This window comes from Pimelobacter simplex, assembly GCF_024662235.1.
GTDB lineage: Bacteria > Actinomycetota > Actinomycetes > Propionibacteriales > Nocardioidaceae > Nocardioides.
The window spans coordinates 5,654,511-5,675,886 of the sequence record NZ_CP096276.1 but is presented as its reverse complement, the minus strand read 5'-3'; the positions used below and the strand labels follow the sequence as shown (position 1 = coordinate 5,675,886).

Below are 21,376 nucleotides of genomic sequence, written 5' to 3'. Positions count from 1 at the left end.
CAAGCCTCAGCGGGAGCCGCCGAGCCGGCGTCGGACCCGGCCGGCGAGGGCCCGCAGGGACGAGCGCTCGGCCGGCGCGGCCGAGGGCGGCGCGGACTCCCACTGCGCCACGACCGCGTGGTGCCGCGACCACACCGCCTTCTCGACCGGTCCACCGTCCACGCGCGGCTCGGGGCCGCCACGGACCCCGGACAGCTTGCTGATCACCCCGGCGACCAGCGCCGCGGCGGCGACGGGGTCGACCGCGGTGACGGGCGCGTTGTCGCCGGTGGCGGGCGCGAGGGCGGGGTCGGAGAGCAGCCCGAGGTCGCCGATGACGGTCGCTCCGGACGCGGCCACCCGCGCAGCCATCGAGGCACCGATCGCGAGGGCCTGGTCGACCGCCCAGGCCGGGGTGAGGACGCGCTCGGCGGCCCGGTCGGCGGGCGCGGCCTGGAGCCCGCGGGCCGCGCCGAAGCGGACGAATCGGCTGTGATCGGCGGAGTCGAAGGCGGGGCCGAAGGCGGGGCCGTTGGTGCGTCGTACGAGCGCCTGGACCAGCTGGGTCTCGGGGAAGGTCAGCGAGCGGTTCGAGCGGTCGGCGGGCGTCTGGAGGAGCCCGGCCGGGACGCCGAGGAGCTCCTCGAAGACCCGCGGCAGGCCGTCGTGGTCCCGGTCGTCGACGACGACCACGGTCACCCGCTCGGGGCCGACCAGACCGACCCAGCGCTCGACCAGGCGGTCGTGACGGTGCCGGCGCCAGAACGACGGCGTCACCCGCTCTCCCTCGGGGTGGTCGAGGATCTCGCGCAGCCAGTCGGGGTACGACGGGACGGCGATGTTCTGGGTGTACTGCTGCCACTGCGAGCCGAGCAGGCGGACGACGGGGCGCAGCGTGATGAGCACCTGGGTCGCGGGGCCGAGCCCGTCGAGCACCGCGCGGGCGCCCTCGTCGCTGGCCTCGCAGTAGACCTCGCTGCTGACGATGCCGATCCGCGGCCGCTCGTCGCGGAGCTCGGCAGCGAGGGCGTGCCAGCGCTCGCGCTGCTCGGCGAGGTCCTGACCCGGCTCGACGCGGCCGAGGGCCACCGCCATCGCGGCGCCCATCTCGTGGGCCCGCTCGCCGGGGTAGCGCACACCGTGCTCGGCGAGCGCGTCACGCGCCTCCCAGAGCGCGCCCTGCATCGCCGTCGTCCCTGTCTTGTAGGGGCCGATGTGGAGCAGCGTGGTGCCGTCGGCGAGCCTCATCGGGCCACCTCCACGGCCGGGCGCTCGCGCAGGGCGAGCATCGCCTCGACGGCCGCGTCGGCCGCGACCTCGATCGGGATCTGTCCGCGTTCGGCCGACACCGGCCAGAGCAGCGCGTCGCGGGGGCCGCTGATCGTGAGCCCGGCCTCCTCGAACGCCACCAGCGCGGCACGGCCGGCCGCCCGCAGCTCACGGGCGAGGTCGTCGGGGACGTCGGGGTCGGCGTCGAGCGAGCGGGACACGCACGCGGTGGCGTCGGCGGTGGCGTCGGCCGCGGTCGCCCAGCCGGACGCGGCCAGCACCTCGACCTGCGGCAGCAGCGCGGTCACGAACGCGCTCACCGCCTGCTGACCGCCCGGGATCGAGGGCACCGGGACCGGTTCACCGGCCCGGTGGCGCGCCGCCTCCACGGCGTCGTACGCCGGCCAGCGGCGGCCCTGCGCGAGCGTCACCGCCTCGTCGAGCGAGCGGACCGTCGACAGCGACACCGCGAGGTGCACCGGGCCGGGCTGCGCGGCCACGAGGGCGCACACCTCCGCGGCCCAGGCCTCGACCGCAGCGACGGTCGGCTCTGCCAGGTGGTCGGTGACGGCGCCGGCGACCAGCAGCGTCCGCTCGCCGTCCCACGGGGCTCCGGGGGCCGCGACGACCCGGGCGTCCGGGGTCCGCTCAGCGTCGGGGGTCGCCTCCCACCAGGCGTCGGTGGCGAACGAATTCAGGCCGAGGCGCGGGTCCGGGATCCGCAGGGTGGTCACGCTGGGGATGGTAGTCACGTCACTCGAAGAAGGCCGCGACCACCCGCTCGGCAGCGTGACCGTCCTGCCAGCGGTTGAACCTCGCGTTGAACTCCTCGATCTCCCCCGCGTGCCGGGCCTGCAGGCCTGGGACGTCGCGGAGCAGCGCGACCACCTCGTCGGCCGTGTCGACCAGGGGGCCGGGCGCCGAGGAGGGGAAGTCGTAGAGGAAGCCCCGCACCCCGCCGACGTACGACGCCAGGTCGGGCACCAGGAAGATCATCGGCCGCCCGGTGAGGGCGAAGTCGAAGCGCATCGACGAGTAGTCGAGGACCGCGACGTCGGAGGCCAGGAGCAGGTCGTTGATCTCCGGGTAGTCGGTGACGTCGAGGACCCGGGCGCCGGCGCCCTCGGCCGAGCGGCCGGCGGCGTGGAAGCGGTGGCCGCGCATGAGCAGGACGTACTCGGGGCCGAGCGCGCGGGCGGCCGACTCGAGGTCGAGGTGCTGGACGAGCTCGGCGTTGCCCCAGGCGCTGGCCATGTCGTCGCGCCAGGTCGGGGCGTAGAGGACGGCGACCTGGCCGGGCTGGATGCCCAGGCGGCGGCGGGTGTCCTCGCGGACGGCGTCCGCGCGCTCGGAGACGAGGATGTCGTCGCGCGGGTAGCCCTTGCTGTGGATCGGGCCGTCGTAGGCGTACTCGTCGCGGTAGTGGACGTCCATCTCGGGCGAGGGGGTGAGGATCAGGTCCCACTCCCCCGACGTGCGCTCGATCTCGAGCGCGATCCGGCTGGGGGGCCAGTGCTTGGCGCGCCACATCCGCAGGCCCATCGACTTCGCGGGGTAGCCGTGGAAGGTCTGCAGGAGGCGCTGGCCGGGGCGCCGGTCGTACCAGCGGGGCGGGTCGACGTTCATGCAGAGGTCGGCGGCGGCGGCCATCACGCGGTGGTACTCGCGGCTCATCACGACCACGGGGACCGTGCCCTCGGGGGCGTGGGCGGGGGCGCCGAGGACGCCCCAGTAGACGGTCGCGTCGGGCCGGACCCGGCGCAGCTCGTGGTAGATCGCGAGCTGGCTGTCGGTGGCCGACGAGCCGCCGTAGACCTGGAAGTAGACCGAGCCCGGCTCCAGCGGGATGTCGCCCTCGCGGGCCCACGTCTCCAGCTGGGTCTGGACGTACGGCGTGCGGTCGCCGGGCTCCAGCGGCCGGGTCAGCTCGACGTCGAAGCCGCGGCCGACGCGGAGCAGCTCGACGGCGTACGACGTGCCGGGGGTGAAGGAGTGCAGCCGCTCCACGGTCGCCTCGGCGAGGAAGACCCGCTGCTCGGACTGCCCGGGGACCCGGACGACGAGGCGGTAGCGCCCGTGCGGGATCGGGCCGGCGCCCAGGCCCCACGGGTCGTGGCGCAGGTCGAAGGTGGCGGTGACCAGGCCGTCGGCACCGCCAGCGGCGGTGGCGGTGGTGGTGGTGGTGGTGGTGCCGGTCAGCGCGACCTTGGGGCCGACGAGCTCGACGGTGGCGCCGGTGGGCGGGGTCGCGGCCAGCCAGCGGCCGCGGACGGTGAGGGTGAGGTCGTCGAGGTCCACGGCGTCGACGGCGAGGACCCGCTCGGCCTCCCAGATCTCGACGCGCCCGGCGGAGCCGCGGGTGGCGACCAGGTCGCCCGTACCGGCGCCGAGCCAGAGGTCGCCGCCGGCGGGCCAGGAGACGGGCTGCTCGCGTCCGTCGGCGCTCAGGGCGTGCAGGACCCAGCGGCGGCGGCCGGGGACGGGTGCCGGGAAGGTCAGGGCGAACGTGCCGTCGGCCGCGACGTCGGTACGGGTCTCGGCGCCGTCGAGGGTGGCGCGGACGGCGACCACGGCGCCGGAGACCGTGCCGGCGAGAGTGCGCCCGGCGACGGCGAGGGTGCCGGCGGCGATCCGGGGCTGCTCGTCCGGCGCGACCACGAGCGTCGCGGGGGTCGCGCGCGGGTCGACGCGCAGCGTGACGGTCCCGGCGGGGCGCGGCGCGAACCGGTGGTCGTCCCCGCGGTCGGCGGCGACGTGGTCGGCGGCGAGGACGGCGATCCCGGTGCGGGTGACGTCCTGCACCGTCATCGTCAGCTCGAGCTGCCACGCCCCCGGCGCCGCGGCGAGCGCCGACGGGTCGACCGTGGCGCGCACCCCACCCCACGAGTAGTCCTGGTGCCGGCGGCCGGCGAGGTTGCCCCGCCAGTCGCGCACCTGCTCGACGGGGAGGTCGACGCGGGCACCGTCCGGGCCGACGAGGGCGCACGCCACCTGGGGGAATCCGTCGAGGTGGACGTTGTCGATCGCGGCGCACACGAGCAGCTCGAGGCGGTCCTGGTCGGCCCCGGTCCAGCGCACCTCGCGCACGACCGCGCGCAGGAGGGTCTCGGCGGGGGCGAGCTCGAGCAGCTCGGGCGGGAGGTCCAGGTCGCCGGGCAGCGGCAGCTGCGCCCAGGCCCGTCCGTCGCGGATCTCGGTCGGGTGGTCGCCGTAGGCGAACAGGCGGTCGGTGACGAACCGCTCCAGGACGGCGCGCTCGTCGTTGCGGGTGAGCCAGAGCTTGACCCGGGACTCGACCGACAGCGAGGCGACGACCTCGGGGCCGGCGTCGTCGAGCCAGCGGCGGACGTGGTCGCGCAGCGTCGTCCACTGCCGCTCGTCGGCGCGCTCGGCGCTGGCGAGCAGGGGCTGCACGGCGGCGTCGAGGACGCCCCACAGCCACCAGTCCCGGACGTCGGGGAGGCCGAGCGCCTCGACCTCGCGCCAGGTGCCCTCCTGGACCTCGATCCAGCCGTCGAGGCGGCTGAGGACGTCCGGGGTGGCGCCGACCGCGGCGCCGTCACGCCGCCCGGTGGGCAGGTAGGTGACGTGGGTGAGCAGGTCGAAGGCGTCCGCCGAGCGCAGCAGCCCGAGCGCGACGTCGGCGCCGCTCGCGAGCCGGTCGGTGAACCCGACGCCCGCCCGGGCCCACAGCGCGCGGGTGAAGAGCTTGTTGCCGAGGCCGAGGTCGGTGACCGCGATCGGGCTCGCCCCCAGCGTCGTACGACGGACCTCGGCGCGGTGCGCGGCGGCGAACGGCGAGTCCGCGATCCAGCCGATCACGTCGGGCTCGCCCATCAGCCCGACGACCAGCGGCGAGCCGGACGCCTCGTGCGCCGCGACCAGCCGCTCGACCGCCGGCAGCGGCAGGTCGTCCCCGGCGCCGGCGACCAGCACCAGCTCGGCCCGCGCGGAGCGGACGCCGTCGTTGCGTGCGGCGGCCAGCCCGGACGCCGTACGGCGCCGGACCCGGATCCGCCAGTCCTGCGCCGCCTCCTGGCGCACCGTCTCGCGCACCCGGTCGCAGCGCCCGTAGGGCAGCACGAGCACGTCGAGGTTGCGGTGGGTCTGGTTGCGCAGCGCGGCGAAGAACGGCGCGATGCGGGTGGTCTCGTCGTCGCTGACCGGCACCACGACCGTCACCATCGGCCCGGTGTAGTCCCGGCGCAGCCGACGGGTGAGGCGGCCGACGGGACCGCGCATCCGCTGGGGGCCGGACTTGGCGATGCGGACCAGCGCCTGCTGGGCCCGGACGCGGGCGTGGGCCACGGACGGCTTCCTTCGGGTCGGCGGACGGACCTGCCGATCGTATCGGGGGCGTTCAGGCCTCGTGCGGACGCAGCGCGAGGGCCGCCGGGTCGACGCTCGCCGGATCCAGCCCGGGGACGTCGAGCCGCCCCTCGACCCGCGCCAGCGGCTGCCCCGCGCGGCTCGCCAGGTGCCTCATCACCAGCGCCGCATCGGCCCGCCGGTCGTGGGTGACCAGCCAGCCGGTCAGCCGGTGCGCCGGACCGAGCCCGCTGCGCACGAGCGCGTCGTCCCCCCACAGCCCCTGGACCATCGCGACGAGCAGCTCCCACCAGTCGTCGGCGGCGTCGGGGACGAGCAGGAAGTAGCGCCACATGTCACCGGGCAGCACCTGCGTGCGAAACACCTCCTGGAGCGCCGGGGAGCCCAGCGCACGGGTGCTGTCGAGCGCCATCTGCTTCGTGCGCCAGCGATCCCGCAGGTCGGCCACCGTCGCCCGCTGCTCGGTGATCGCGCTGCCGTCCCCACGGATCCGCCAGTGGTAGACGATGTCGTCGAGGACGGCGACCCGCTCCGCCCGCAGGTAGGCCTCGGTCGTCGCCGGCTGGTCCTCGTACCGGATCCGCTCCGGCCAGCTCAGTCGCGCGGCGTCCCAGAACCCGCGCCGGAACAGCTTGTTCCACGCGAACACGTCCCCCAACAGCTCGGGCCGCTCCTCGATCGAGCCGACGTACGGAGCGTGCATGCCGTCCATCCACGGCAACCGGATCTCGCGCTCGGCCCCCAGGTCGCCCTCGATCCGCAGGATGTTGCCGACCGCGAAGTCCGCCTCGCCCTTGCGCAGAGCGGCGAGCAGAAGGGCGTAGGCGTCGCGCGGGATGACGTCGTCGGAGTCGGCGAAGGTCAGGTACTCGCCGCGCGCCGCCTCGACGCCGACATTGCGCGCCGCGCCCAGGCCGCCGTTGGAGACGTGCAGGACGCGCACCCGGTCGTCGCGCTCGGCGTACCGGTCGGCGATGGCGCCGGACTCGTCGGTCGAGCCGTCGTCCACGACGACGACGTCGAGCGCGCGGTGGCGCTGGGCCAGGATGCTGTCGAGGCAGGCGGGCAGGTAGGTCGCGACGTCGTACACGGGGACGACGACGCTGACGAGCGGCCGGCGACGCGAGAACACCGCGCCGAACCTACCGGACGGATGAGGGAGTCCCGGGGATCGCGCAGGCGAGCGGTGCTCAGCGCGTGCGATGGCAAGGCGTCCGGCGCGACGGCAGGCTGGAGGCCTGTCGAGCGTCGGCAACGCAGCCAGCGTGCGTGCTGAGCACCGCGCAGCGTGCGATCCCTGGGACTCCCTCATCTAGGCTCTGGACCCATGACGATCCGCGCCGCGGTACGCCGCCGCGCGGCACGGCTCAAGCAAGCCTCCGGGGTGGTCCGGCCGACGCTGAGCGTGGTCGTCGCGACCCTCGACTCGGCGGAGCACGTGGCCGCCTGCCTCGACTCCGTACGACGCCAGGAGGTCCCCGACACCGAGATCCTGGTCGTGGACCTCGGCAGCACCGACCAGACGCTCGCGATCGTGGCGCGGCACCAGGACGAGGACCGCCGGGTCCGGCTGCTCACCACGACCGGTGACCTGGGGCGGGCGCGCGACCACGGGGCGGCGGCGGCGCGGGGGCACTTCCTGGCGTTCGTCGATGCCGACGACGCGGTGACCCGGCACGGGCTGCGGTTCGCGGTCGAGGCGCTGCGCGCGTCCGGCTCGTCGTACGCCGTCGCGGCCGAGCGCCCGCAGCGGCGCGGTCGGGTGCTGCCGGTGAGCGACGACGTGCGGCGGTTGCACGACGAGCACCGGCGGCTCGCCGGTGCGGCGCGGATCGAGGCGGCGCTGCACGGGTCGGCGCGGCGGTCGGTCTTCGACCGCCGCTGGTACGACGACGCGGGGCTCGAGTTCGGGGCCGGGCGCGCCGTCGACGCGACCCACGCGGCGCGGGCGGCGTTCGCGGCCGAGGCGATCGACTGGCTCCCGCACGTGCTCGCGCTGCGGCGGTCCGACGACGACCGCGGGGTCCTCACCCGGGCCTCGGTCAGTGAGGTCGCCGCGGACGTGGCGACCGCGATCACCCTGCTCGGCACCGACGGGCCGCGGCGGGCGGCACGGGCGCTGGGCAGCGACCTGCTCGGGTTCCTGGACGGGCTGTGGCCCGCCGATCCGTCGACCTGGGCGGCGGTCCGGTCTGCCGCGGTGCCGCTGATCGCAGAGGCGGGCGACGCAGCAGCCGCCGAGGTGCCGTCCTGGGCCGAGGTCCTGCACGGGCTGCTCGTCGCCGACGACGCCGCCGGCGCGAACCGCTTCCTCGAGGAGGTCCGGCTGAGCGCGCGCCCGTACCCCGTCTGCGACGGAGCCGTCGACTTCGGCCCGGCCTGGCCCGCGGCGACGCTGGGCGCGGTCGAGACGCTGGTGCGCGCCGAGCTGACCGCGGTCCGGACCGCCGACGGCACCGTCGAGCTCACCGGCTGGGCGTTCGTCGACAACCCCGACCTCGACCGCACCGGCGAGGACCGCGGGAACGAGGACCGGATCGAGGTCGAGCTCGTCGCCCCCGACGGCCGGCGCGTCCCCCTCCTGACCACCCGGCGCGCCGAGCCCGCGGCCGACATCGCGAGCGGCCTGCACCACGCGGACGTCACGGCGTCCGGATTCGTCGCGCACGCCGACCTCACCGAGCTGACCGACCTCCCCGACGGCACCTGGCAGGTCGCGGCGACGGTGACCCACGGCGACGTCGTCCACCGCGGACGGGTGGTCGTCCGGCCGCGCACGATGGCCGGGGTCGCCGCGGCGGCGCACGGTCCGCGGCTGGTGGTCCTCGACCACGACGACCTGGAGCGGGCCGAGCTCCGGCTGAGCACCCCGGCGACCTGGCTGGAGCCGGCGGGCGTCGATGCCGCCGACGACGGCCGGCTGCTGCTCGACGTCGACGCCCGGCTGGCCTGGCTGCGCCGGGCCGGGAGCGACGAGCGGATCCGGCTGACCCGGGTCGACGGCCGGTTCGCGGTGCCGCTCGACGAGCTCACCGGGCCGGGCCGCTTCGAGCTGGTGGCCGGACCCCAGGTCCGGCACGTGCACCACCGCCCGGACACCCCGGTCACCGCCCACCTGCGGCCCGACCGGCGCGGGCGGGTGTGCGTCGTACCGCCGGCGCGGGGGGCGCTCGTCACCGCGGTCCGGCTCACCGAGGACGCCGTCGAGGCCGACCTCCTGGTCGACGACCACCAGCCCGACTGGCGATCGGCGCTCGTCGACGGCGGCCACGTCGTCACGGGCACCGTCACCCCCACCGGCCGCGGTACGGCGACCGTGCGGGTCCCCCTTGCCGCCTCCGTCTGGGGCCAGCCCGAGGCACCCCTGCGCTCGGGCCACTACACGCTCTCGCTGGCCAACGCCCGGCACACCGACTGGTTCGGTGCCGCGCCCGCGCCCGCCGTCAGCGCCGCCCTGCCCCTCGCCGAGCTGCGCACCGACCTCCGGGTACGGGTCGACGTCGCCCACCCCGACGGCCCCGTGGTCGGCGTGGTCGTCGACCCGCCGCTCGCCGACGACGAGCGCGGAGAGCGGCAGCAGCGGCTCCTGCGCGAGGCGTGCCGGGTCGAGCGGGCCGAGCAGGACAGCGTCTTCCTGCGCGCCATGTTCGGCGAGCACGCCCACGGCAACGGCCTCGGCCTCCACGACGAGCTCGTCCGGCGCGGCTCCGACCTCACCGTCTACTGGTCGATCGCGGACCGCTCGGTCGCCGTCCCGCCCGGCGGGATCGGCGTCGTCGAGCGCACGCGCGCGTGGCACGAGGCGATCGCGACGTCGCGCTTCCACATGGTCGACGTGCACCAGGTGCGCTGGTTCGAGCGGCCGGAGGGGCAGACGCTGATCCAGACCTTCCACGGCTACCCGTACAAGCTGATGGGCCACGACTGGTGGGAGAAGATGGGCAACGACCCTGCCGAGGTGGGCAGCCTCGACCGTCGTACCCGCGACTGGAGCGTGCTCGTCTCGCCCGCCCGCTACGCCTCACCGCTGCTCAAGGCGGCCTTCCTCGACCCGGCCGGGGCGGGCGACGTACCGGTCGCGGAGATCGGGTACCCGCGCAACGACATCCTGCTGCGACCCGAGGGCGCCGACCTGCGGGCGCGGACGCGCGCGCTGCTCGGCATCGACGACGACACGGTGGCGGTGCTCTACGCGCCGACCTTCCGCGACTACCTCTCGGCCGACGACCTGACCGCGCGGCGGGTGACCTTCTTCGACCCCGACGAGGCGCTGGCGGCGCTGCCTGACAACCACGTGGTGCTGATGCGCGGGCACGCGTTCAACGCACGGGTCCGCGACGACCGGGTCGCGACCAGCGCCCGGGTCATCGACGTGACCGACCACCCGGACGTCAACCACCTGATCCTGGCGTCCGACGCGGGCGTCCTGGACTACTCGTCGCTGCGCTTCGACTACGCGCTGACCGACAAGCCGATGGTGTTCCTGGTGCCGGACCTGGCGACGTACGACCGGTTCCGCGGGGGCGTCATCCCCTACCCGCCGACCGCGCCCGGGCCGCACGTCGACACGACGGCCGAGGTGGTCGCGTGGCTGCGCGACCTGCCCCGGCTGCGGGACGAGTTCGCGGACGCGCGGGCGACGTTCCGGCGCGACTACGCCGAGCTGGACGACGGCCGGGCCGCGGCCCGGCTCGTCGACCGGTGGATCACTCCCCCGAGCTGAACGGGTCGTCGCGGCGTACGTCGTAGACGTGGCCGGACTGGTCCGAGAGCAGCACGTCGACCGACGTGTGCGCGACCGTGAGCGAGTCGAGCAGCGTGCCCGGCGGCTCGTCGCCGAACGCCTTGGTGCGCATCGGCGTCGCGGTGCGCTCGGGGTTGATGCAATTGACCCGGACGCCGGCCTCGGCCCACTCGTCGGCGAGCGCCTGGGTCAGGTTGACCGTGGCGGCCTTGGCCGAGGAGTAGAGGCTGTAGCCGCCGCGCCCGCGCGTGTAGGAGCTCGACGTGAAGAGCAGCAGCGAGCCCTGGGTGGCCGCCAGGTGCGGGTAGAACTCCTGGGCGATGAAGATCGGCCCGAGGTAGTTGATCTCGGTGGCGGCGTAGACCGTCTCCTCGGACGTCGTCAGGAGCTCGCCGCGCGGCAGCACGCCCGCGGTGTTGACGACGAAGTCGATGGTGCCGGCCTCGGCGATCGCGGCCTTGGCCGCCGCGGCGACATCGGTGCGCTTGCCGACGTCGGTGCCGGTGGTGGACCGGCTGAACGTGAGCACCGTGGCGCCGTAGGACCGGGCGAGCTCGGCGATGTCGGCGCCGATGCCGTAGCTGCCGCCGAAGACCACCATCGTCTTGCCGGCCAGGGCCGTGCGGTAGCCGGCGTCGTCCTTGGCCCGGGGCAGGTCGATGCCGGTGAGCTGGAAGAGCTTGTCGGCGATGAAGACGTCGATCGGCTCGGTGACCTTCATGTTCCGGTCGTCGCCGTGGACCACGATGATCGGCTCGTTCGGCAGGTAGCGCAGCACCACGCTGCAGTCGTCGGTCGCCGTGAAGTCGGGGTCGGCCGCGGCCTTCTCGTAGGCCCGGGCCAGCACGTCGAGCCGGAACGCCTGGGGCGTCTGGCCGCGGCGCAGGGACGCCCGCGGCGGGATGCTGGAGATGGTGTCGTCGGCGGCGACCTCGATGATCGTGTCGGCCGACGGGATCGCGACGTCGACGGCCGGGTAGGCGTCGAGCGCGGTGAAGCACTCACCGATGATCCGCGGCGTCACCAGCGGCCGGACCGCGTCGTGGAGCAGGATCCGGATCGCGCCGGCGTCGCCGTCGGCGCTCGCGACCAGGTGGTCGATCGCGCGCTGCGTCGTGGCGTTGCGGGTGTCGCCGCCCTCGAGGATCGCGGTGACCTTGGGGTAGGCGTCGCCTCGGGTGATGTCGCGGACCGCGTCGGTGTGCCCCGGGGTCATCATGACGAGCACCTCGTCGACGTCCGGGTGGTCGTGCAGCGCGACGAGGGTGTGCTCGAGGAGGGTCTTGCCGGCGACCTTGATGAGCTGCTTGGGGATGTCGAGCCCGACCCGGCTCCCGACACCGCCGGCGAGAAGGACCGCGACGTTCCTGGTCATGGGGCGCAGTCTCCCACGGCCGCACGCGGCCACGGGAAACGGCAGGAGCCTGCGGGCACGCGCCTCAGGCGGGACGGCGGGCCTGGGTGCGCGCCTGCGCCTCCAGGGCGTGGATCTGCGAGGTCAGCACGTCGACCTCCGCCTCCAGCTCCGCGACCCGTACGACGGCCTGTCCGGCCCGCTCGTCGGCGTCGGCGAGCCGCTGGGTCAGCCGGTCCGCGGCACGCCGGGCCTCGTCGGTGAGGTCGCGCTGGTCGGAGAGCTCGCGACGGGCGTCGGCGAGCTCGGAGGCGGCGTCGCCGAGGCGCTTCTCGAGCCGGGCGATGGTGGCGTCGCGCTTGGCGATCTTGCCCGTCATGTCGGCCGCGAACTCGACGTTCTCGGCGGTGCGGGTCTCGGTGAGCTGGGCGTAGGCCTGGGCCTGGCCGGCGCGGTCGCGCGCGGCCTCCTGGCGGAAGTCGAGGAGCTCGGAGTGGGAGATCTTGAGGGCGGCGGCGCCGAGCACGACGGCTCCGGCGGCGGCGATCGTGACGAGTACCCAGGAGCCGGTCACGGCGGTGCCCGTGACGGCGAGGGCCGCGAGCACGATCAGGAGCGCGGCGACCACGATCCGGGTCGACCGCTGGCGGCGGCGGTTTCCGGTGGCGCTAGACCTGACAGGGGAAGTCATGACAGCACGTTAGGCCGCCGACCGGCCCGGACGCGGGAGACACGCTCGTCACATCCGTCCCAACTGCCCCAAGCCCGCGAGGTGCGGCGGTTGCTGGTCCGAAGTCGGACAGCCTGTCGGAACTCGACCCAGCAAGGGGCCTACTTCGCCCCAGCAACCTGCGCACTTCGTCGGGCAGTCAGGCCGCGTCGTCCCGGTCCCCGCGCACCCGGCAGGCGCGCTCCAGCAGGATCCCGGCGACCATCGCGGCGAGCGCGCAGGCCGCGGCCACCAGCGAGCGGACCAGGCGCTCGTCGGCCAGCTCGGCGGGGTCGCCGATCCAGGTCAGGGCGTAGCCGAGGTACCCGCCGGCGACCAGGGCGCCGACCAGGGCGCTGGCCCGGCCCAGCACGAAGCGGTTGACCGCCTGGTGCGGCGCGAGCCGCTCCCGGCGCACGTGGACGGCGCGGTGGGTCACCCAGGCGCCGTACCCGAGGATGCCGGCCAGGAGCAGCAGCGCCAGCGGCTGCGGCGTCGAGACCAGCGGCGGGACGATGCCGAGCCGGTTGCACAGCGGGTGGATCGCCGCGCCGACGGCGAGGCCGACCAGCGCCCACCCCAGGAGGGTGCGCGCGGCGGTCGGCCGCATCTCGCCCGACGGCGACGGGGGGCGGTCGGGCCCCGCGTCGCCGCTCACGCGGAACCGCTCACTCGAACTCGAGCACCAGGTCGTCGCGCAGCTTGAGGCCGTCGGTACCGACCGCGGCGACCAGGGTGGCCAGGGGCCCGCGGTCGAGCAGGTCGGCGTCGGGCTCGAGGTCGAGCCACGGCTGGAGCACGAAGGCGCGCTCGTGGGCCCGCGGGTGCGGCAGCTGGAGCTCGTCGGTGTCGCTGCGCCGGTCGCCGACGACGATCAGGTCGACGTCGAGCGTGCGGGGCGCGTTCTTGACCGCGCCGCGGGTGCGGTCGAAGGCGTCCTCGATGGCCAGCGCGCGGTCGATCAGGCGGTGCACCGACAGCGTGGTGTCGGCGAGCACGACGGCGTTGAGGAAGCTCTTGGCGTCGTCCGGGCAGTCGACCGGGTCGCTCTCGTAGACCGGGGAGACGCCGGTGACCCACACGTCGGGGGTGTCAGCCAGCGCGTCGACGGCACCCTGAAGGTTCGCGAACCGTTCACCGAGGTTGGAGCCGAGTGCCACCACCATCCGCCGGATCGGGCGCATCTCGCCGGTCAGGGTGTCCGCGTCGATGATGTTCGGATTGGGGGTCTCGGTCATGCTGGGCCCTCTGCCTTTCCGGTTCTGTCTCCCCCACCAGCCGCCTCACGGCGGCGGGTGATGGTGAGCTGTACGTCGGCGAACGTCGCCTGGATCGGCGCATCCGGCTTGTGGACGGTCACACGCACCCATTCAACACGACTGTCCAACAGGCAGGTGTCCGCGATCCGCTGCGCCAGGGTCTCGATCAGGTCGACCGGGTCCCTCGTCACGGCAGCCGCGACCTGGTCCACGAGGCTTCCGTAGTCGACGGTGTCATGCAAGTCGTCCGACGCCGCCGCCGGGGCGGTGTCGACGCCCAGCGTCAGGTCGATCTTGAAGATCTGCCCGTCACGGCGCTCGTGGTCGAACACCCCGTGGTGGGCGAAGCACTCGATGCCGAGGATGCTCAGCTCGTCGCTCATCCCTCTCCCTCCGTCGCGGCCCGATCCGCGTCGGGCCCCCACTCTGCCGCAACCGCGAGAGCATCGCGGTGGGCACGCACATCATGGACGCGCAGGCACCACACCGGGGTTCCCCCCAGGCCCGCGGCGAGCAGCGTCGTCATCGCGACGCCGGCCGCCTCGCGCTCCCCCACGGGGCGGGCCCGGCCGTCGGGGCCGGCGAGCAGCCGGCCGAGGAACGTCTTGCGGCTCGCGCCCACCAGCAGCGGGAAGCCGAGCCCGGCGAGGACGTCGAGGCGGCGTACCAGCTCCCAGTTGTGGTGCGGCTGCTTGGCGAAGCCGAGCCCGGGGTCGAGCACGATCTGCTCGTCGCGCACGCCCGCCGCGCGGATCGCCGCGACCCGCTCGGCCAGCTCGGCGCGCACGCCGGGCACGACGCCGCCGTGCTCGTCGTACCCGGTGAACTCCTGCATCCGGTCGCTGTGGGCGCGCCAGTGCATGGCCACGTACGTCGCACCGGTGCCCGCGACCACGTCGAGGATCGCGGGGTCGGCCAGGCCGCCGGAGACGTCGTTGACGATCCGGGCGCCCGCGGCGACCGCCCGCGCGGCCACCTCGGCGCGCATCGTGTCGACCGAGACGGTCGCGCCCTCGGCGGCCAGCGCCTCGATCACCGGTACGACGCGGTCGAGCTCCTCGGCCAGCAGCGGCCGGGTGGCGCCGGGCCGGGTGGACTCGCCGCCCACGTCGAGGATGTCGGCGCCCTGGGCGAGCAGGTCGCGGCCGTGGGCGATCGCGCGCTCGGGGTCGTCGTACCGTCCGCCGTCGGAGAACGAGTCGGGCGTGACGTTGACGATCCCCATCAGGAGGGGGATCGGCGGAGCGGTCATGCGCCGAACGCTATCGGCCGCCCGTACTCTCGTCGTAGCCCAACCCCAGGAGGAGCCATGTCGGTGCTCAAGGCAGCCGCGACCCGGACCATCAAGCCGCTGGTGAGCGACCAGGTGTGGCAGCGCCTGCGCCGGATCGGCGGCGGCGCGGCCGAGTCCGCCGCGCCCGCCACCGACGGCCCGCGGTTCGCCGAGATGGACCTGACCCAGATCGCGCTGCACTTCAAGACCGACAAGGCCGGCACGCACCACTACACCCAGCACTACGAGCGGCACCTGCAGCACCTGCGCGGCGAGAAGTTCACGCTCCTCGAGATCGGGATCGGCGGCTACGCCCGCGAGCGCCAGGGCGGGCGCTCGCTGCGGATGTGGAAGCACTTCTTCCCCCGGGCCCAGATCGTCGGCCTCGACATCGAGGACAAGTCGTTCGTCGACCGGCCCCGGATCGTCAGCTACCAGGGCTCCCAGGTCGACGAGGAGGTGCTGCGCCGGATCATCGCGGAGCAGGGCACCCCGCAGGTGATCATCGACGACGGCAGCCACCGGCCCGAGCACATCCGCGAGACCTTCCGGATCCTCTTCCCGCTGCTCGCCGACGACGGGATCTACGCGATCGAGGACACCCAGACGTCGTACTGGACGCGCTTCGGGGGCAACCCCGACCGGCACGCCACGGACACCACGATGGCGCTGGTCAAGGACCTCCTCGACGGGCTCAACCACGCCGAGTACCCCGACGCCGACTACGTGCCGACCTACGACGACCGGCACGTGATCGCGGTGCACGCCTACCACAACCTCGTGATCATCGAGAAGGGCCGCAACGACGAGCCCAGCAACGTCATCCCCGCCAAGCGTTTCTGAGTCGCCCGCCCGCTACGGTGACCGGGTGAGTGCAACGGTCAAGGACACTGCCCAGGTCGCCGGCTCGGCCCAGCTCGGCGACGGAACCACCGTCTGGGAGCTCGCCCAGGTCCGTGAGGACGCCGTCCTCGGCGAGAGCTGCGTGATCGGCCGGGGTGCCTACGTCGGCACCGGCGTGCGCATCGGCGACCGCTGCAAGCTCCAGAACTACGCGCTCGTCTACGAGCCCGCCACCCTCGGCGACGGGGTCTTCATCGGCCCGGCGGCGGTGCTCACCAACGACCAGTACCCGCGCTCGGTCTCCCCCGACGGCGACCTCAAGCGGGCCTCCGACTGGCAGGCGGTCGGCGTCGAGATCGGCGACGGCGCCTCGATCGGCGCCCGCGCCGTGTGCGTGGCGCCCCTCAAGGTCGGCCCGTGGGCGCTCGTCGCCGCGGGCGCGGTCGTGACGCGCGACGTGCCGGCGTACGCGCTGGTGGCGGGGGTGCCCGCCAAGCGGATCGGCTGGGTCGGGCGCGCCGGCGTACGGCTCGCCGAGACCGAGCCGGGCGTGTGGACCTGCCCCGAGACCGGCGACGTCTACGACGCCGACGGGGACGTGCTCAGCCGCCGATGACGATGCGGCGGACGCCCTCGCGGTCCCACGCTGCGGCGTCCGTCACCCGGCGGCCGTCGACGAGCAGGGTCACGCCCGGCAGGTCGTCGGGCGTGAGCGAGCGGTACTCCGGGTGGTCGGCCTGGACGACGACCGCGGTGACGTCCTCGCCCCGGTGGGGCGGGAGGCCGAGCTTGTCGAGCTCCTCGGACGTGTACATCGGGTCGGCGACGTAGGGCACGGCGCCGCGGGCCCGCAGCTCGTCGACCAGCGGGAAGACGCCGGAGAAGGCGGTCTCCTTGACCGCCCCGCGGTAGGCGGCGCCGAGGACGAGGACCGACAGCCCGGTCAGGTCGCCGTGGGCGGCCGCGAGGAGGTCGACGGCGTAGAGCGGCATGCCGGCGTTGGCCTCGCGGGCCGCGCTGACGACCGTCGCGGCCGGGTCGTTCCAGAGGTAGAGCCGCGGGTAGATCGGGATGCAGTGCCCGCCGACGGCGATGCCGGGCAGGTGGATGTGGCTGTAGGGCTGGGAGTTCGAGGCCTCGATCACCTTGAGGACGTCGACACCGATCCGGTCGGCGTAGCGCGCGAACTGGTTGGCCAGGCCGATGTTGACGTCGCGGTAGGTGGTCTCGGCGAGCTTGGCGAACTCCGAGGCCTCGGACGGGCCGAGGTCCCACACGCCGTTGGGGCGCGGCAGGTCGGGGCGCTCGTCGAACTGCAGCACCGCCTCGTAGAACGTGATCGCGGCGTCGGTCGAGGCCTGGTTGATGCCGCCGACGAGCTTGGGGTACTTGCGCAGGTCGGCGAAGACCCGGCCGGTCAGCACCCGCTCGGGGCTGAAGACGAGGTGGAAGTCCTCGCCGGCGGTGAGGCCGGAGAGCTCCTCGAGGCGGGGCGCGAAGCGGTCGCGCGTCGTACCGACGGGGAGGGTGGTCTCGTAGCTGACGAGCGTGCCGGGCTTGAGGCCGCGGCCGACCGCCTCGGTGGCGGCGTCCATCCACTGCCAGCTCGGCGTGCCGTCGGCGGCGACGAAGAGCGGGACGACGATGACGACCGCATCGGCCTCGGCGACCGCCGTGGTGGTGTCGGTGGTGGCGCTGAGCAGGCCGGCGTCGACCGCCGCGCGCATCTTGTCCTGGAGATCGGCCTCACCCGGGAAGGGCTCGATGCCGCGGTTGACGAGGTCGACGACCGTCGCGTCGACGTCGGCGCCGACCACCTTGTGCCCCGAGCTCGCGAACTGGACCGCCAGCGGCAGCCCGATCTTGCCCAGCGCGACGACGCAGATGTTCACCCTCAGCTCCTGACTTCGACGACGACCCGGTCCTGGAGCCCGGGCCTCACCTCGACCGTGGTCGTCCGCAGCCGGCGACGCACTTGTGCGGACGACGTGAGCGCCGACCGCACCGGGACATCGTAGACGTCGCTGCCCGCCCGCAGCTGCCAGCGGGCCGCCCAGCGGCCGCGGTGCCCGGCGATCTCGGTCACGTCGAGCGCGGCGTGCAGCAGTCCGTCGGGGCCCACCTCGACCGGCACCCGTACGACGGCCGCGGGCTCACCCGCGAGCCGGCGGGCCGGACCGGGCGGGCCCTCGGCGGCCACGAGCGCCGCGGAGAGCGCCCCGAGGCTGTCGGGGGCGATGCCCTCGCTGCTCGCGGAGAGGGTGAGCCGGCCGTCGGCGATCCGCGCGGTCTGCTCGCCGAGACCGCGCTGGATCACGTTGGGCACGTTGTCGCCGGTGGGGCGGAAGATGTCGTCGGGCACGCCGTCGCGGAAGCCGGGGAGCACGAGGAACAGCTCGCCGTCCTCGACGTGGGCGCGGACCTTGGGGGCGCTGTCACCGAGGGCGAGCACGGCGGGGATGTCGCCGCGTCGTACGTGCCACCAGCGCAGGCGGGTGCCGACCTTGAGCAGGCGCTCGACACCGGGCGTGAGGTAGTCCTCCGCCACGGCGGCGACCGCGGCGAGCAGCTCGGGCCGCTCCTCGGGCGCCACGTCGGCGATATTGCGCATGACGATCTTGTTGAGCTCCCAGCCGAAGTGCCGGCGGATGATCGCGTCCCGGTCGTCGCCCGGGGGCACGATCGCGCAGATGTGCTCGATGACCGACACGATCGCGGCCAGCCGGTCGCGCCAGGTGGTGGTGTAGGAGATGTTGTCGGCATCGTCGCGGCGGACCGCGAAGTAGATGGGGGGCCGGCCCAGCACCGACACCTTGCCCGCGGCGAGCATCGCCGAGATCGCAAAGGGCTGGTCGCTGCCGACGCGCATGTCGAGCGCGTAGCGGATGTCGTTGTCGACCAGCAGGGAGCGGCGGAACAGCTTGGTGTTGGACAGCGAGAACGGCAGGTTGGACTGCGGGAACGCCATGTCGGGCTCGTCGCGGTGGAAGAGCCGCTGGTCGACGATCCGGCCGTTGACGCCGGTCATCGCGGGGACGACGACGTCGGAGCCCCACGCGTCGGCGGCGGTGACCATCCGCTCCAGGCCGTCGGCGGCGAGGTAGTCGTCGGAGCCGAGGAAGAAGACGAACCGGCCGCGCGCCTGCTCCAGGCCCACGTTGCACGGCCGTGCCGGGCCGCCCGAGTTGGCCTGGTGCACGACCCGGACCACGCCGGGGTGCGCGGCGGCGTAGTCGTCGAGGAGCGCGCCGCTGCCGTCGGTCGAGCCGTCGTCCACCGCGACCACCTCGAGCCGGTCGGTCCCGATGCTCTGGGCGAGCAGCGAGTCCAGGCAGGCCGGCAGGTAGGCGACGGTGTTGTAGACCGGGATGACGACCGAGACGTCGGGAGCGGCGGGCATCCTCAGGGCCAGACGGTGTTGCCTGACGACGCCGACTCGAGGACCGCCGCGGCGACCTCGACGGTGCGCAGCCCCTGGCGCAGGGTCACGATGTCGCTGTCCTTGCCGAGGACGGCGTCGCGGAACAGCTCGTGCTCGACCAGCAGCGGCTCGCGCTTGGGGATCGCGAACCGGGTCACGTCGCCCTCGGCGACGCCGCGGAAGGCGCTGACGGCCTCCCACTCGGTGCGGACCGCGCCGTTGGCGTAGAAGTGCAGGTCGGCGGTGAGCGTGTCGGCCACGAAGGCGCCGCGCTCGCCGGTGACGACCGTCGAGCGCTCCTTGAGCGGGCTCAGCCAGTTGACGAGGTGGTTGACCACGATGCCGTTGCCGAGCTCGCCGACGACCGCGATGAGGTCCTCGTGCTCGCGACCGCTGCGCCGGGCCGCCTGGGCGGAGACCTTGACGTAGGGCTGGCCGGTGACCCAGGCGGTGAGGTCGATGTCGTGGGTGGCGAGGTCCTTGACCACGCCGACGTCGGCGATCCGGCCCGGGAACGGGCCCTGGCGCCGGGTGACGACCTGGTAGATCTCGCCCAGCTCGCCGTTGGCGAGGCGGGTGCGCAGGCTCTGGAGCGCGGGGTTGTAGCGCTCGATGTGGCCCACGCCGCCGACCAGGCCGCGCGACTCGAACGCGTCGACGAGGCGCTGGGCGCCGTCGACGGTCGGGGCGAGCGGCTTCTCGATGAGGGCGTGGACGCCTGCCTCGGCCAGCTTGAGCCCGATCTCCTCGTGGAAGCCGGTCGGCGCCGCCACGACGACGTACTCGGGCTTCAGGGCGATGAGCGCGTCGACGTCGGGGACGATCGGGACGCCGTACGAGACCCGGGTGTCGGTGACCTGGGCGTCGGCGACGCCGATCAGCTCGACACCGTCGAGCCCGGAGAGGATCCGGGCGTGGTTGCGGCCCATCGCCCCCAGGCCGACCAGGCCGGCGCGCAGCGTCATGCGTTCACCGCCGCGACGATCCGGTCGAGCTCGTCGGAGGTCAGCGTCGGGAAGACCGGCAGCGAGAGCGCCTCGAGGGCCGCCTTCTCGGTCTCGGGCAGCTCCCAGCGCGGGTCGGGGACGCCGGCCTCGGTCAGGAACGGCTTGAGCCGGTGGACCGGCGTCGGGTAGTACGTCGCGCTGCCGATCGCGTGCTCGGCGAGCCGGGCCTGGAGCGCGTCGCGCTCGGCCGAGCGCACGGTGTACTGGTGGTAGGAGTGCTCGTAGCCGTCGGGCACGAACGGCGTCGTCGCCGCGGTGATGCCGGCGGTGAGCACCTTGGCGTTCTCGCGACGCCGGTCGGTCCACTCGGCCAGGCGGCGCAGCTGGTTGCGGCCCACGGCGGCGGCGACGTCGGTCATCCGGGTGTTGGTCCCGACGACCTCGTTGGCGTAGCGCTGCTCCATGCCCTGGTTGCGCAGCAGCCGCAGCGTGCGCGCGAGCTCGGCGTCGGCCGTGGTGATCATGCCGCCCTCGAGGGAGTGCATGTTCTTGGTCGGGTAGAAGCTGAAGCAGCCCGCCACCCCGAGCGAGCCCACGTGGCGCCCGTCGATCGAGGCGAGGTGCGCCTGGGCAGCGTCCTCGACGACCGCGAGGCCGTGCTTCTCGGCGATCGCGTTGAGCGCCGTCATGTCGGCCGGCAGACCGTAGAGGTGCACCGGCATGATCGCGACCGTGCGCGGCCCGACCAGCGCCTCGACGTGCGCCGGGTCGATGTTGAAGGTGTCGGCCTGGATGTCGGCGAACACGGGGGTCGCGCCCACGAGGCGGATCGCGTTGGCGGTCGCCGCGAAGGTGAACGACGGGCAGATGACCTCGTCCCCGGGCCCGTAGCCCAGCGCCATCAGGGTGAGGTGCAGCGCCGACGTACCGCTGTTGACGGCCACGCACTCGCGCCCGTCGACGACGGCGGAGAACTCCTCCTCGAACGCCTTCACCTGCGGGCCCTGGACGACCATGCCCGAACGCATCACGTCGACGACGGCCTGGATGTCGGACTCGTCGATCACCGGGCGCGCGGCGGGGATGTTCGTGGCGTTGCCACTCGACATGCTGTTCCTCCTCGATGTCTGAGCCAGCCTCAGGCGGCGGCCACGCTATCACCGCAGCGGTGACCCACCACGGTCGCCGCTAGCAGATCGAGGACGCTCTGGGAAGTCGGGGCAGAGGACGTGCAGACACTACGATCGGC

General features: G+C 74.1%; 17 protein-coding genes. 3 read left to right on the top strand and 14 right to left on the bottom strand.

Features of this window, described 5'->3' with window-relative positions; genetic code table 11:
- Nucleotides 1–6: 6 nt before the first annotated feature.
- Genes M0M48_RS27790 through M0M48_RS27775 form a run of 4 tightly spaced genes read right to left on the bottom strand, consistent with a single transcriptional unit; the run spans nt 7 to nt 6,709 of the window.
- Nucleotides 7–1,227 (bottom strand): hypothetical protein, encoded by a 1,221-nt coding sequence (locus M0M48_RS27790; protein ID WP_257753620.1) that lies wholly within the window; start codon nt 1,225–1,227, stop codon nt 7–9.
- On the bottom strand, nt 1,224–1,982 hold the full coding sequence (locus M0M48_RS27785) for a hypothetical protein (RefSeq protein WP_257753619.1): 759 nt from the start codon (nt 1,980–1,982) through the stop codon (nt 1,224–1,226). The genes M0M48_RS27790 and M0M48_RS27785 overlap by 4 nt, the downstream gene beginning before the upstream one ends.
- A gap of 19 nt (nt 1,983–2,001) precedes the next feature.
- Nucleotides 2,002–5,556, bottom strand: a complete 3,555-nt coding sequence (locus tag M0M48_RS27780) for a bifunctional glycosyltransferase/CDP-glycerol:glycerophosphate glycerophosphotransferase (RefSeq protein ID WP_257753618.1) — start codon at nt 5,554–5,556, stop codon at nt 2,002–2,004.
- Between the two features lie 52 nt (nt 5,557–5,608).
- Nucleotides 5,609–6,709 (bottom strand): glycosyltransferase family 2 protein, encoded by a 1,101-nt coding sequence (locus tag M0M48_RS27775; RefSeq protein WP_257753617.1) that lies wholly within the window; start codon nt 6,707–6,709, stop codon nt 5,609–5,611.
- Between the two features lie 195 nt (nt 6,710–6,904).
- Between M0M48_RS27775 and M0M48_RS27770 the strand changes: the two genes are divergently transcribed.
- Nucleotides 6,905–10,300 (top strand): bifunctional glycosyltransferase/CDP-glycerol:glycerophosphate glycerophosphotransferase, encoded by a 3,396-nt coding sequence (locus M0M48_RS27770; protein ID WP_257753616.1) that lies wholly within the window; start codon nt 6,905–6,907, stop codon nt 10,298–10,300.
- On the opposite strand, the gene M0M48_RS27765 is transcribed toward M0M48_RS27770, so the two are convergent.
- The 6 genes from M0M48_RS27765 to folP form a co-directional block, all read right to left on the bottom strand.
- Entirely contained in the window at nt 10,284–11,696 is a 1,413-nt protein-coding gene (locus tag M0M48_RS27765) for a bifunctional cytidylyltransferase/SDR family oxidoreductase (protein WP_215813641.1), read from the bottom strand. The genes M0M48_RS27770 and M0M48_RS27765 overlap by 17 nt on opposite strands.
- 64 nt (nt 11,697–11,760) lie before the next feature.
- The gene (locus M0M48_RS27760) at nt 11,761–12,366 is read right to left on the bottom strand and encodes a hypothetical protein (protein WP_215813642.1); all 606 of its coding nucleotides are present in this window, start codon (nt 12,364–12,366) and stop codon (nt 11,761–11,763) included.
- Between the two features lie 178 nt (nt 12,367–12,544).
- On the bottom strand, nt 12,545–13,042 hold the full coding sequence (locus M0M48_RS27755) for a DUF3180 domain-containing protein (RefSeq protein WP_257753615.1): 498 nt from the start codon (nt 13,040–13,042) through the stop codon (nt 12,545–12,547).
- Nucleotides 13,043–13,052: 10 nt separating this feature from the next.
- Nucleotides 13,053–13,622: a 2-amino-4-hydroxy-6-hydroxymethyldihydropteridine diphosphokinase gene (gene folK / locus M0M48_RS27750; RefSeq protein WP_215813643.1), complete on the bottom strand. Its 570-nt coding sequence runs from the start codon at nt 13,620–13,622 to the stop codon at nt 13,053–13,055.
- A complete protein-coding gene (gene folB, locus M0M48_RS27745; RefSeq protein WP_215813644.1) occupies nt 13,619–14,026 on the bottom strand; it encodes a dihydroneopterin aldolase in 408 nt (135 codons plus the stop codon). Before folB ends, folK begins: the two co-directional genes overlap by 4 nt.
- Nucleotides 14,023–14,895, bottom strand: a complete 873-nt coding sequence (gene folP, locus M0M48_RS27740) for a dihydropteroate synthase (RefSeq protein ID WP_257753614.1) — start codon at nt 14,893–14,895, stop codon at nt 14,023–14,025. The genes folB and folP overlap by 4 nt, the downstream gene beginning before the upstream one ends.
- Nucleotides 14,896–14,952: 57 nt before the next feature.
- Here folP and M0M48_RS27735 point away from each other — a divergent pair, with 57 nt between their 5' ends.
- Both M0M48_RS27735 and M0M48_RS27730 read left to right on the top strand, forming a co-directional pair.
- On the top strand, nt 14,953–15,759 hold the full coding sequence (locus M0M48_RS27735; protein WP_257753613.1) for a hypothetical protein: 807 nt from the start codon (nt 14,953–14,955) through the stop codon (nt 15,757–15,759).
- A 25-nt stretch (nt 15,760–15,784) separates the two neighbouring features.
- Complete coding sequence (locus M0M48_RS27730; RefSeq protein ID WP_257753612.1) at nt 15,785–16,375, top strand: acyltransferase; 591 nt, start codon at nt 15,785–15,787, stop codon at nt 16,373–16,375.
- On the opposite strand, the gene M0M48_RS27725 is transcribed toward M0M48_RS27730, so the two are convergent.
- From M0M48_RS27725 to M0M48_RS27710, 4 genes are read right to left on the bottom strand one after another with little or no spacing between them, the layout of a single operon-like run.
- A complete protein-coding gene (locus M0M48_RS27725) occupies nt 16,362–17,651 on the bottom strand; it encodes a nucleotide sugar dehydrogenase (protein WP_257753611.1) in 1,290 nt (429 codons plus the stop codon). The genes M0M48_RS27730 and M0M48_RS27725 overlap by 14 nt on opposite strands.
- 2 nt (nt 17,652–17,653) lie before the next feature.
- Entirely contained in the window at nt 17,654–19,159 is a 1,506-nt protein-coding gene (locus tag M0M48_RS27720) for a glycosyltransferase family 2 protein (RefSeq protein WP_257753610.1), read from the bottom strand.
- A 2-nt stretch (nt 19,160–19,161) separates the two neighbouring features.
- Nucleotides 19,162–20,145, bottom strand: coding sequence for a Gfo/Idh/MocA family protein (locus M0M48_RS27715; RefSeq protein WP_215813649.1), 984 nt, complete (start codon nt 20,143–20,145; stop codon nt 19,162–19,164).
- Complete coding sequence (locus tag M0M48_RS27710) at nt 20,142–21,236, bottom strand: DegT/DnrJ/EryC1/StrS family aminotransferase (RefSeq protein ID WP_257753609.1); 1,095 nt, start codon at nt 21,234–21,236, stop codon at nt 20,142–20,144. Before M0M48_RS27710 ends, M0M48_RS27715 begins: the two co-directional genes overlap by 4 nt.
- Between the last annotated feature and the right edge of the window lie 140 nt (nt 21,237–21,376).